Raw genomic sequence first — 12455 nt, 5'->3', positions numbered from 1 at the left:
AGATAGGAGACCGACATGGACAACGAGCCAGGCAAGGCGGCGGTGGACATGGATCAGCTGATCCAGTTGTTCACCGGCGTACTTCAGCAGTACCGGCAGCAGGAGAGCGCGGCGCCGAGCACGCTCGCGGAAGGCAACGACTTCACGCTGTCGATCTTCTCGGAGCTGCAATACGGGTTGCAATCGCGCAACCTCTCGGCGAAAGGCCCGATCACCCAGCGGTTGCCCGCCCTGGTCGACGTCGAGCACAAACTGCTGGAATTCCAGAAGGCCCTGCCGAACTACGCGGACCGGATCGCCGTGATCCACCGCGGTGCTCGTGGCCCGGAAATCCTCTACGTCTACGACGAGATCCGCAGGGACGGCGGCAACGGCGACGGCTGCGGGTCGAAACCGACCTTCGCGATCGAATATCCCGCCGAGGCGGTCGCGGCGCAGATCCAGGACTGCGACGGGCAGGTCCGGGCGGTCACCTTCGTGACGTACGGGCCGGTCCGCACCGGGTCCGGCGGCGGTGTCTCGCTCACGTACTCCGACTCGCCGCAGGCACTTTAAGGAAGGCAGCGCCATGTTCCGACAGTTGGCTACCAAACTCCCCAAGCTCACCGACCCGCTGACACCCGCCGACGCGGTCTTCACCTTCCACCCGGAGCAGTTGAGCCGGTGGCTGGACGAGATCTGGGCGCAGGGCGGAATCACGGTCTGGCCCAAGGTCTTCACCGAGACCAAGGTGCCGCTCGGCGACCCGGCCGCCGTCAAGTTGACGCAGCTGCCGGACAACTTGATCAAGGAGTCGTTCAAGTCCGGCGTGCACGGGCCCACCACGGGCACACCACCGTTCCCGCCGCCGCTCGGCTACAACCCGACCAACGATCCGCAGGTGGTGCCGCTGTGGGACCACATGTTCTACGCGTATCTGGTCGAAAGCACTGGCGCCGTCGAGATCTTCGCAGAGGTTGTGCGGCGCTACGTGGTCGGCGAGACGCTGCCCGCGCCCTCGGTCGAAACCATGGCCTGGGTACGCGCCACCGAGGAGCTGTTCTTCCGCGACCCGCCCCTGTTCCGGGTGGGCGGGTTGACCAGTCAGCTGCGGCCCGATGCGCGGGTGAACCGCCGCAACGCCTACTGGCGCATGTTCGGACTCGATCTCCCGCATCCGGCGCCCGGCGCGGACAGCCAGGCTTGGAAGCGAGACGCGGGCGCCGCGAGCAATATCCGTTTCATCGAGATGTGGAACGAACTGCTGCGCCAGGTCTGGCTCGGCATCGAGAACGAGCGCAACACCTCCGGCTCGAACCCGACCGACGCCAGTTACATCGGTTACCTGTGCCAGACCCTGGCGGAGATGCTGCGACTGCGCCGCCTCGGCGGGATGCTCTCGCGCGAAGAGTTCAGCTACGTCTGCCTGCTGAACTGGTTCCACCTCACGCTCGACTACGAGAGCGCGGTGGTCCGGGATCTCAGCGCCAACGCGGGTATCAGCGGCGGCAATCCGGCCGATCGGCTCGCGACGATCGGCAGGCGGGTCGGCGTGGCGCCCTCGCGGCAGGCGCGCGAACTGTTCGAACTCGCCACGCTCGTCTCCCCGCTGCTGTGGGCGATCGAACTCGGGGTGTTCGACGAACAGGCCCAGGCCGAGCTGCTGTATCGCTCCACCGGCGTGCCGGGGCCCGGCCCCGCCCAGACGATGAACCGCATCATCGATCTGTGGCAGTCGGCCACCGGTGAGCGGGTCAAGGATCTGGCGGTCACCATGCGCCGCAGCACGAATCAGGTCCGATCGGCGCAACCGACGAAACTGCTGCCCGCCGGCGTGCTGTCCGGCACCACCGCACCCTCGGCACCGGCGGCGCCGGCGGCGGCCGCGACGAACGGACATCGACGAGTTGCCCCACGGCTCTGAGCCGTTGGGACGTCGAGTCGTTCGCCATCGCGCGATACCGATTGGAGCCTGATATGAGTACCGTTGCCGAATCATCGATCTTCGCTTCGCCCGAGGCGGCGCCCGAGACCGGCGTGTGGCCCACGCGCGAAGACGTCTTCGCCGAGGACGTGGGTGCGCTGGAGCACGACGGCGAAACCGGCTGGCAGAACGAGAGTTCCGACACCGAGTTCGGCGAAGCCGGGGCTGTCGAGGCGGACTACGCCTACGGGACCGAGTACGACGGCGAGGACGCGGACCAGGAGGACGCGGTCTTCGAAGTGGACAGCGAGCTAGCGCCTTTCGAGGCCGCGGACTATGCCGAAGCGGACTACGAGAACGCCGGCTACGAAGGCGGGATCTACGAAGAAGGCGACTACGAGAACGCCGACTACGAGGATGCCGATTACGAGGCAGCCGACAACGGGGAAGTCGACTACGAGGACGCGGATTACGAAGACGCGGATTACGAAGACGCCCAGCCCGTCGCGGTGACACCAGGCCGGTTGCTCGTGCACCGCCATCCGCAACTGCGCTCGCACGCGGGCACGCCACCGGATCTGCTGATCGAGTGGAACGGCATGGTCGATCCCTCGGTGGTCGACGTGGTCGTGCACTTGCACGGCTACTCCGGTCACGGCGCGGCGATGCACATCGTCAAGCACAAGAAGCCGATCAGCGGACTGGATTTCACCGATCCGGCCAAGCCCGGAGCCGCCGGACGGACGGTGCCGACGGTGCTGATCCTGCCCCGTGGCCACCATCAGCCCAAAGGCAATCCGGCGCGCTACACGTTCCCGGCGCTCACGAAACCCGGTGCGCTGCACGCGTTGATCGATGACGCGCTGGCCCGTTTCGGCGCGGCGACCGGCACGACCGTGCGTCGCAACCGTCTGATCCTGACCGCGCACTCCGGCGGTGGCGCGGCGCTGATGGCGATCCTGGGTCACACCGATCCGGACGAGGTGCACACCTTCGACGCGCTGTACAACGACCCGAAAGCGTTGATCGACTGGGCGCGCAAGCGCATGGCGGCGGGCACCGGCGCGCTGCGGGTGCTGTACCGCCCCGGGGAAGGCACCGCGCGGGCCAGCGAACGGGTGGCGGCGGCTGTCCGGACGGCTGGTTCGCCGAACTTCCGGGTGGAGCGAACGCGAGTGCCGCACAACGATATTCCCCGTCGATTCGGCTGGCAGCTGCTCGCCGACGCGTCAGCGAACCTGAGCGGCGGGGTGCTCAGCCGGGAAGTTCCCGACGAGAGCAGCGACGAGCTGTGGACGCCACAGGAGGGCGACGGGGAGTACTGGGGCGAGACCGATTGGGAATCAGAGGATTACGCGGGGGAGTCGATCGCGCAGGAGTGCGGGTGCCGGTGCCGGGACAGCGAATCGTTCGAGGAGCAAGCGCCGCCCGCGCGCGCTCGCCGGATGCTCGGCAAATGCAAACCGGTCCAGGACGATCTGAAGCCGGAGGCGCCCTGGAGCGAGATGCAGAAACGATTCCGCAAGCGCTGCAGCCTGACCAGTCATCGCCTCGACGCCAAGGCGGCCATCGATTGTGCGTGCGCGTTCGGCGATCCGCGCGATGTGGCGCTCTTTTCGATGGCCCGCGTGATCGCGGCAGGCCCGCTGGCGGCCCGGCTGTTCGCGCATTTCCTCGGCGCCAGCGGTACCGAGGTGACCATCGACGTGGCGGACATGATCAAGCGCTCGGCCGGCGTGCGGGACAAGATCCGCAAGTCGATCGCGCGCGGCGGCGATATCGGTTTCACCCGGATCGAGCAGAGCGAGTATCGCAACAGCGACCTGCAATTCGCGTATGGCGCGATCGACTGCGTGCAGTGGCGGGTGCTGCCGCCGGCGCCCAAGGACTGGCGCAAGAAGCCCGCCACCCGGATCGAGATCTCGATGCTGGACTACTACGAATTCCATCCCGCCCGCCCCGGCGTGAGCCAATGCGCGCACGCCGCGTGCGTGGAGCTCGTCGCGCGGGGGCAGGCGAAGAATTTCTGGACCAGCGGCAGCACCGTGGTCACCCTCGCGGACCTGGGGGCGCGTCCTGTGACACCGGCGCGTCCGCCGCGGGAACGCCGCCCCATCCACCAGAGCACCTACTGAGAGGTGGGGAGGCAAGCGATGAGCGTCGTAGCCGAGTGGCCTGTGCACAGCGAAGCCGAAGAATCCGGTGCCGTCGAGCAGCACGAGTTCGATGAGAGCGTCGCCGGTGCCGCGGCGGCTTTCGAGGCCGAAAGTTTCCCGTCGGGGCTGGTGCTCACCGCCCGGCCCGGCCCGTCTGCCGCCGGGCAAGAGCATTGGGATCCGAACAGTACCGGTCTGCCGCTCTACGACACCGGCCCGCAGGTTCGGGCGAAGAAGCTGGCGCCGAACTTCACCGTCGGTGAACTCGTCAGCAGCGGTGGACGACCCGCTGACCGGGCCCGCATCTCGCCGGCGCTGGTCCGCTGTCTGCAAGCGATCCGCGATCGGGCGGGAAAGCCGGTGCGGATCACCTCGGGCTACCGGTCCTGGGCGAGCAATGTCGCCGTCTACCGGGCGCGCGGGCAAAAGCCCACGCTCAGTAGGCATTGCAGCGGACAAGCCGCCGACATCACCATCGCCGGTCTCACCGGGCTACAGATCGCGGAACTGGCGATCGACGCCTGCGGCAACGATATCGCGCTCGGCGTCGGCGGCAATTTCGCGCACGTCGACGTGCGCGGACGCCCCGACACCTGGACGTATCTGACCGGTCCGGCCAACGCGGCCGCACTCGCGCATGTACGGCGGTATCGCCAGAACGGTTCGACGCCGAAGCCGGGACCTACGCCTACCCCCACGCCCACGCCGACCCGGACGCCCGATCGTGCCGCAGGCATCGTGCGGCGCGGTTCGTTCACCAAGTGCGCGACGGGGGAGCAGCCGGGCGCCCGCGCGATGGCGAATCAGTGGAAGCGGCTCACCGGCCGCCAGGCGGGTACCTTCAACTGCCGGGCAACGACTTTCGGGACCCCGTCGCTGCACGGCGAGGGGCGTTCGATCGACCTGTACGCGAACGCGGCGGACCCGGCGCATCGGGCGCAGGTCGAGGCCTACCTCGCCTGGTTGCAGGCGAATGCGGTGGAATTGCAAGTGGCGTACATCATTTGGAATCGACGGCAGTGGGGCTGGCAGTACCGTGCGCAGGGTTGGCGCCCGTACGGTGGCAGCAACCCGCACACCGATCACATCCATGTCGACCTCAGCTGGGAAGGTGCGCGGTCGCCGAGTCCGCTGTTCGCCGGACCGGTTCCCGGTCTGGGCGGCGGTAGCGCGCCCGCGCCGACGCCGAAACCCGGGCCGCGGCCCAGCGGCCGGGTGCCCGCCCACGTGGTGGATTTCGTGCGCAAGTACCGTCCGCACGCGCAGGCGAACGAAACCCGCAGTCGCATACCGTGGCTGGTCACCCTCGGCCAGGCCGCGCTCGAAACCGGTTGGGGCGCTAAGGCCTGCGGCAACAACTTCTTCGGTATCAAAGCGAGCGCGAAAGTGCCGGAGGCCCAACGTAAGCTGTGCACGACCACGGAGGTGCACAACACCCCGAACGTGCGAAGCTATCCCGGGATCATCTCGGTGACACCACGGCCCGACGGGCGCTACAACTACGTCGTACGCGCGTGGTTCCGGGCCTATGCCTCCCCGGCTCAGTCGTTCGACGGCCACGCGCAGGTGCTGTTGCAGCCCCGGTACGCGAAAGCGTTCGCGCACACCGGCGATCCCTATGCGTTCGCCCGCGAAGTGGCGGCCGCGGGCTACGCCACCGAACCGAGCTATGCTGCGACATTGACGGGTGTGATGAAGTTGATCGAGAAAGTGCCGTAGGGGTGGCGGATGGCCAAGGCGCACGAGTACGCGCTGGACGTGACCTGGACCGGTAACACCGGCACGGGCACCAGCGGGTACCGGGATTTCGAGCGATCGCATATCGTCAGCGCCGAGGGCAAACCGCCGATCCTGGGCACGGCCGATCCGGCGTTCCGCGGCGCACCCGAACAGTGGAATCCGGAAGAACTGCTGGTGGCCTCGCTGTCGCAGTGCCACATGCTCTGGTACCTCGTGCTGTGCGCCCGCGCGGGGATCGTGGTCACCGAATACACCGATCACCCGTCGGGCACCATGGTCGAAGACCCCGCGGGCGGTGGGCGCTTCGCCGAGGTAGTACTGCGGCCCCGGGCGCGGATCACCGATGCGCAGCACCGGGACCGCGCGCTCGCGCTGCACGAGCGCGCGCACGACCTCTGTTTCATCGCCAACTCCGTCAACTTCGACATCCGTTGCGAACCGCAGGTCGCCGGCATCTGAGGCTTCGGTAAACCGAAGCGGCAGTGGATATTCGACGGTAAGCGCGGACTATCGCCGCGCCGGTGGCGTAAAGTATAGTAGTCGGTATCGTTCGTTTTACTAAACGCTCGCCTATCGCACCACACCTGCCGGGATGTGCTGTGCCTGGAGGTTGTGCACGCGTTGGTCTTCGTCGACTCAGAAAGGTTCGCATGACCCAGAGTGATCCCTACCAGCGCCTCATCGAGTTCCTCGACGCAGGTTCGGCACAGTATCGATTGATCGATCATGAACCGGAGGGCCGCACCGACCTGGTCAGTCCGATGCGCGGCAACGACTTGCACGATGCGGCGAAATGCATGGTGGTGATGGTGAAGATCGGCAAGAAGAACAAGCGGTACGTCTTGGCGGTGGTGCCGGGTGACGCAAAGGTCGACCTCACCGCGGTGCGCGCGCTCTTCGACGGCACCTATGTATCTTTTGCCACCCCTGACATCGCCGAGAATCTCTCCGGTTCGGTGGCGGGCACGATTCTGCCCTTCTCGTTTCATCCCGATCTCGAACTCATCGTCGACCCTGGTGTACTCGACATCCCCGAGCTGTATTTCAACGCGGCCCGGCTCGATCGGTCGATGGCGTTGCGTACCGGCGACTACGTGCGGTTGGCCCAACCGCGGACCGAGAAGATCGCGCAGTACGAGGTGGCCATGGGCGAGGCGATGACGTAACCCGATTGCCGACAGAACGTACATCTCGGAGGTCTGTGATGACTACCAAAGAAACCGACAGGGGCCACCTGGCGGGCTCGACGAATTTCGTCGACCGTGACGTCGAGCGTGTCTGCGCCGAATTGCACGCGATGCGCGCAGTCGGGGACCACACGGGCGTGTTACCTGCAGGCCACGGCTTGGCGGATGTCCGCCGCGTCGCGCTGGTCGGTACGAACCGTCTCCGAGGTGTGTTGTTCCACAAGGCCAGGCACGGTCGGGCGTAGTCCGGCCGTGCCCGGCGCTGCGGTCCGAGAGCGCGCACTCAGGCCTGACTGTGCTCGGAGACCAGGAGTATCGGATATTCGTGCTGGCGCAGCAGCGCACGCGACACGGAACCACCGTAGTGATAGCCGAGAAACGAATGCGGATGCGAGCCGATGACGATCATCCTGGCGCCTACCGAGTGCGCGACGGCGAGCAGGACTCGCTCCGGTGCGCCGCGTCGAGCATGATATGTCCACCCGATCGAGCGATAATCGTAGAGCGCGGCGGCGGCGCGCGCCCGCAGGGTCGCCTGTTTCGCGTCTGCCCGTTTTTCCCAGTCATCGATATCGGGATCCACCGGATAGTCGCCCAGATCGATGGCGTGCACTACATGCAATTCGTCCGCGAGATCGCGGGACAGACCGGCGGCCGCATCGAGAGCGGCGAAGGCAGTGGGTCTTTCGGCTATGCCGACGACGATCGCAGTGGCTCGGCGCGGCATTCATCGCTGCCTGGAGGCGTCGGGCTCGAGTATCGCCTCGACCGAAAGCAGGTCCAGGGCGATTGCCTGTTTTATTGCTTCGACGCGTGAGGAGGCCGAGAGTTTGGCGTAGATATTCGTCAGATGCCGTTTGACGGTACCTTCCGCCAGATACAGCCGATCGGCGATCTGCGAGTTCTTCAGACCCGCGGCGACGAGCGTCAGCACCTCTCGTTCCCGGGTGGAGAGTATGGCTCCGTCCCCGCTCCCCAGACCTTGCAGCATGCCTCGGGTGACCGACAAGACCACCTGCTCGGGGTTCTCGAAGATCTTGCGTACCGCGCTGATCAATTCCTCCCGGGTCGAGTTCTTCCAGACGTATCCGCCTGCGCCCGCTGCGATCAGATCGCCGATACCACGCGGAGTGTCCCGGTCGCCCAAGATGATCACCGCGACCGCGCTGGGCGTGCTCAGCAGGACGCTGCGTATCCAACGTTCCGGTCGCCGCTCGTATTGGCTGATACTGATGATCGCGATATCCGGCCGGTGCCGCTCGAGTGTCGCCTCGACATCGCGCTCACCGCATTGTCCGACGACTTCCATATCGTGTTCGTGGGAAAGAATTTCCACAATTCCGTGCCGATACAACACATGTTCATCGACGACTACCAGTCGTATACCTGCCGGTGCAACCATCAAATCTGCCCCCGCTTTCGTGCTGTGTATCAAAACTAGGGAGGCTGGTGCGCGCCCCTAGGTCGAACGTGCGCGCCCGTGCGGTGAACGCCGTCCCGGCACTCGTGCAGCCAGGGCTCGAGTGTGGACTGTAGGGCCGGCGTGAGAATGGGATCGCTCGATGCCCGCATGCAGGCCGACGTGCTGCCGGATAGCCTCGACTGACCGCCGAGCATTCACCTGGCAAACCACGGTGACCCCCATGGATGATCTGGTCCGCCGGCAAGCGACGATCACGGCGACCCGAGTGACCCGAACATTCCGCGCTGCATGTCCGATAGCCAGTGTGACTTATGGGACTGGGCAGTCGCAAGGGTGCACGAGGTAGCAGCGGGCGCTACAACTTACCGCTGACACCGGAATTGGGGGCAGAGCCCAGAGTGCAACAAACTGTACGATTCTGCCTAATATGCTGTACGTCAGTCGAAGTCGGCAAATATTTGGCAATCGAGGGGGCGGTGTACCACGATGCGGGGTGGGGACGCGTCACAACCAGGGTCGATGGTGGCCCTGACGGATCTGTCCATCTTGCTGGTGGCGATCACCTGGGGTTCCAGCTACGTCGTCATGCAGACGGTCGGCAGTGCGGTGCCCGCGGCCGGCTTTCTCGCGCTGCGTTTCGCGGCGGCGATACCGGTCATCGCGCTGCTCGCGTTGCGCACGCTGCCTCAGCTCACCTCTTCCGAGGTGCGCAACGGCATCGCCTTCGGGTTCATGCTCTACGGCATTCTGATCTTGGAAACAATTGGCGTGCTGCATACTTCGGCCGCCAACTCCGGATTTCTGATCACCGTTTCCGTGGTGCTCGTGCCGGTCCTCGAACGCCTGCTCAGTCGTCGGGCACAACCGCTTCCGGTCTATCTCGCTACGGTCACCGCGCTCGTCGGCTGTGGTCTGTTGCTGTTGTCGAAGGGTGGATTCCATCCGCAGAGCGGAGACTTGATCATCTTGGCCGCGGCGATGATCAGGGCCACCCAGATCACCCTGTTCGGCCGCAGTTCCGAAGGGCAGAACCAGTCGCTGGTGAACATCACCCTGATCGAGTTCGTCGTGGTGCTGCTGCTGGCGACGGGGACCTCGGTGCTGACGGGTGCGCCGATGTGGCGCCTGGCCGGCGCGGTGAGCGGATCGAATTGGCTGCTGATCGTCTATCTCGGCGTGATCGGCACGTCGTTCGCGTTCTTCGCCCAGCTCCGTGGTGCACGCCGGACGAGCTCTACCCGGGTCGGCTTGATTCTCTGTACGGAGCCGGTCTTTTCGACCCTTTTCGCGGTGCTGCTGGCCGGTGAGCAGCTCACCGTCGTGCAGATGATAGGTGGCGCGCTGGTGGTCGGTTCCGCGATCGTCGGGCGCACTCTCGAAGGAGCACGGAACGTGCCGGCTCGCATCGTCGCCGAACCGAGCCGTCATCCGTTGCGGACCGGGCCCGACACCACCGGAGCCGGACCGTAATCGCCCAGCCCGGTACGTTAGATTGGGCCCAGCGGCACAATCTAGCGAACGGTGGTCGATGTCCGATCTAGCAGATAGCGCCAAGCTGGACAGTGCCGCCGCCGCCATCGGTGCACAGATCCGCAGGATGCGGGAGGCGCGGGGCATGTCGGCGGCGGAGCTCGCCCGGCAGGCCGGAATCAGCAAGGCCACGTTGTCCACGTTGGAATCGGGCGCGGGTAATCCGCGGATCGACACGTTGTCCGCCATCGCGGTGGCGCTGCGGCTGCCGCTCGGCGACCTCATCGTCGCGACGGCGCCCACCAGGGCAACGCTGCGGCCCGGCACGTCCGAGCCGGATTACAGCAAACAGGAACTCCTGCAGCGCGTCGGCGCCGGCGTGTACGTCGAGGTCTGGCGGATCCGAATCCGCAAGGCGGGCAACCGGATCGACAGCCCGGCGCACACGGTCGGCACGGTGGAGCATCTGCACGTGGCCAAGGGCGGTTTGCGAGTCGGAGCCGTCGACACGCCATGTGACGCTGCGGCGGGCGATTTTGTGGTGTTCGGTGCCGACGTGCCGCACTTCTACGAGGCGACGACCGACAATGTCGAGGCCGTGCTGGTCATGACCTATCCGGTCTCCGGCTGGTAGGGCGGGTCAGATCCGCCGGCTCGCCACCTTGGCCATCAGGGCGGTGCACTCCTCGAGCGTATCGCTCCAGAACACCAGCCCGTGGCGCCGGATGTAGATGATGTGGCTGCGCGGCGCAGCCTTCGCGACCGCCTCCGCGAGCTGCACGCTTCCGTACTCCTTGGGCGGGATGACGAGCACGTCCAGGTCGGCGATCTCCTCACCCGGGATGTAGTGGTTGTGCACGATGTAGCGCGCATCCACCGATGTTCGCACCAGATAGTGCATGTAGCTCTCCGCCGACGGCGGCCCGGCGCCCTCGCAGCGTAGCGTCCAGTCCGAGAAGTCGACCAGTTCGACGAAATCATGCGGCGCCAGATCTTTGAGGTAGGAACCGCTCGCCGAGACGAAGGTGTGACCGTTCGTCCGGACGCTGATGTTGCCTGCCGAATCGGTCTGGTGCTCGAACACCGCGGCGGCCTCGCCGAGGGCGCGGACGGCCTCGACCGTCTCTGGGGTGCAACGATTGTCGGCTTTCGTCAGGCTGATGTTGACCCAGCGCGGCCGAGCCGGGGCCGTAGGCGACGGCTTGCCGCGAGGTGCGCGGCGCGGACCCGCGCTCTTACCGCAGTAGCGAATATTCTGCCTGCCGACAACGAATGTCGCGACATCACGCGCGACCGATTCCGGGTTCGCGTCCCGGAGCAGCAAGCGTTCGATCCAGCCGGCGATCCGTTCGAGATCGGCGCCGCTGTATCCCCGCCGCGTGATCTCCTGGACGCCGAGTCGCAGCGTATCGATGTGCTCGAACGCGATCGAGCGATTCACCGAGATGTTCGCGTCGAGCAGCTTCTTGGCCAACATCGGGCCGGCGCCGAGCGACCGGGTGTCGATGAAAAACATGTGGTTCTGGGTGAATCCGCGATCCGCGGCGAGCACGGGGATCCCGCGCTCGTGGAGCAAACCTGCCAGATGCCTGGCGTTTTCGATCACCCGAGCCGCGTATTCGTGCCCATCCTCGTACATCTCGTGCAGGGCGATGAACAGCGCGAGCGTCGAAGCGGTGTGCTGGCTGCTCACCATGCCGTTCGAAAGGGTATAGGTGATCCGCTCCATCAGGCTGCGGCTCTTGCCGAGGATGAGTCCCTTCTGCGGTCCGAAGAAGGTCTTGTGCGTGTTGGCCTGCAGAATGTCGGCGCCTTCGGCCAGCGGATCCTGGAACTGCCCGCCCGCGATCAACCCGAGGGTGTGCGAGGCGTCGAAGATCAGCGGGACGTCGCCGCAGATCTGCTTCAGTTCCCGGAGCGGAAACGGGAAGAGGTAGTTCATGGCGTCGATGTACAGCAGCGACGGCCGTTCGCGCTCGAATATCTCCCGGGTCCGCTCGAGGTCGATGGTGCACAGGTCGCCGAACGCGTAGGTAGTGCTGCGCCTGCCGAACGACCGGCACATGAGCTCGGTCAGGAAGTGGCCGCCGTCTTTGGTGGAAATGCGCATGATCTTGTCGCCGGGCTGGGACAGTGCGGCAAAGGTTGTCTGCATAGCGTGCAAGCCGGAAAGGCAACGGAATTCGATATATTCGGCACCGAAGAGCTCGCGGCAGACCTGGGTCGCGGATTGCTCTATGGCGTTCACTCGGTTGAGTCCGCGATAGAGGAAGTTGTTGAGGCGCGACGGAGAGTCCAGCCGCATGTCGAGATGTTCGAGCAGATAACGGTTCGCCAATTTGGTGGACAGCACGTTCTGTGCGAACGGGGAAAGCACCGTTTCGTTCGCGGTCAGATGCAGCACTTGCTCGTTGTCCACCTCCTCACGGGTCACCAGGTCCCGAATTGCGGTAAGCGACAGGGGAGTATCGTTACTGAGCTCAGTCATTTCACTCCGATCGGCGAGAGAAACTGCCCCTGCGTTTCGGCAGTTTCTCATGGTCGATATTAGTAATCCACACTGCGGCAGAGCAATA

General features: G+C 65.5%; 11 protein-coding genes. 8 read left to right on the top strand and 3 right to left on the bottom strand.

The features are described 5' to 3' along the window. The first annotated feature begins 15 nt into the window (after window positions 1-15). The 6 genes from NBRGI_RS37150 to NBRGI_RS37125 all read left to right on the top strand — a co-directional run bounded on the left by NBRGI_RS37150 (window position 16) and on the right by NBRGI_RS37125 (window position 6965). Entirely contained in the window at window positions 16-555 is a 540-nt protein-coding gene (locus NBRGI_RS37150) for a hypothetical protein (protein WP_029901997.1), read from the top strand. 25 nt (window positions 556-580) lie between these two features. Continuing rightward, window positions 581-1903, top strand: a complete 1323-nt coding sequence (locus NBRGI_RS37145) for a hypothetical protein (protein ID WP_235211232.1) — start codon at window positions 581-583, stop codon at window positions 1901-1903. A 53-nt stretch (window positions 1904-1956) separates the two neighbouring features. Next, window positions 1957-4038 (top strand): hypothetical protein, encoded by a 2082-nt coding sequence (locus NBRGI_RS37140; protein ID WP_029901993.1) that lies wholly within the window; start codon window positions 1957-1959, stop codon window positions 4036-4038. Between the two features lie 18 nt (window positions 4039-4056). Next, window positions 4057-5778, top strand: coding sequence for a glucosaminidase domain-containing protein (locus tag NBRGI_RS46925; RefSeq protein WP_029901991.1), 1722 nt, complete (start codon window positions 4057-4059; stop codon window positions 5776-5778). A gap of 9 nt (window positions 5779-5787) precedes the next feature. After that, window positions 5788-6258 (top strand): OsmC family protein, encoded by a 471-nt coding sequence (locus NBRGI_RS37130; RefSeq protein WP_029901989.1) that lies wholly within the window; start codon window positions 5788-5790, stop codon window positions 6256-6258. Window positions 6259-6449: 191 nt separating this feature from the next. Further along, complete coding sequence (locus tag NBRGI_RS37125) at window positions 6450-6965, top strand: YbaK/EbsC family protein (protein ID WP_029901987.1); 516 nt, start codon at window positions 6450-6452, stop codon at window positions 6963-6965. A 304-nt stretch (window positions 6966-7269) separates the two neighbouring features. Here the strand turns inward: NBRGI_RS37125 and NBRGI_RS44625 are convergent, their stop codons facing one another. Together NBRGI_RS44625 and NBRGI_RS37110 are read right to left on the bottom strand one after the other, a co-directional pair. Then, on the bottom strand, window positions 7270-7713 hold the full coding sequence (locus NBRGI_RS44625; RefSeq protein ID WP_051728324.1) for a universal stress protein: 444 nt from the start codon (window positions 7711-7713) through the stop codon (window positions 7270-7272). Continuing rightward, window positions 7714-8388, bottom strand: a complete 675-nt coding sequence (locus NBRGI_RS37110) for a response regulator transcription factor (protein ID WP_081594068.1) — start codon at window positions 8386-8388, stop codon at window positions 7714-7716. Window positions 8389-8928: 540 nt separating this feature from the next. Between NBRGI_RS37110 and NBRGI_RS37105 the strand changes: the two genes are divergently transcribed. Together NBRGI_RS37105 and NBRGI_RS37100 are read left to right on the top strand one after the other, a co-directional pair. Continuing rightward, a complete protein-coding gene (locus NBRGI_RS37105) occupies window positions 8929-9879 on the top strand; it encodes a DMT family transporter (RefSeq protein WP_029901980.1) in 951 nt (316 codons plus the stop codon). Between the two features lie 58 nt (window positions 9880-9937). After that, window positions 9938-10513: a helix-turn-helix domain-containing protein gene (locus NBRGI_RS37100; protein ID WP_029901977.1), complete on the top strand. Its 576-nt coding sequence runs from the start codon at window positions 9938-9940 to the stop codon at window positions 10511-10513. Window positions 10514-10519: 6 nt separating this feature from the next. Here NBRGI_RS37100 and NBRGI_RS37095 read toward each other — a convergent pair whose 3' ends face one another. Further along, a complete protein-coding gene (locus NBRGI_RS37095; protein ID WP_029901975.1) occupies window positions 10520-12367 on the bottom strand; it encodes a fluorothreonine transaldolase in 1848 nt (615 codons plus the stop codon). Window positions 12368-12455: the final 88 nt, after the last annotated feature.

Source organism: Nocardia brasiliensis IFM 10847, from assembly GCF_000710915.1.
In the GTDB taxonomy this organism is placed as follows: Bacteria; Actinomycetota; Actinomycetes; order Mycobacteriales; family Mycobacteriaceae; genus Nocardia; species Nocardia brasiliensis_A.
Note: the sequence above shows the minus strand (reverse complement) of the source record. Positions and strands in the feature narration are given on the sequence as shown.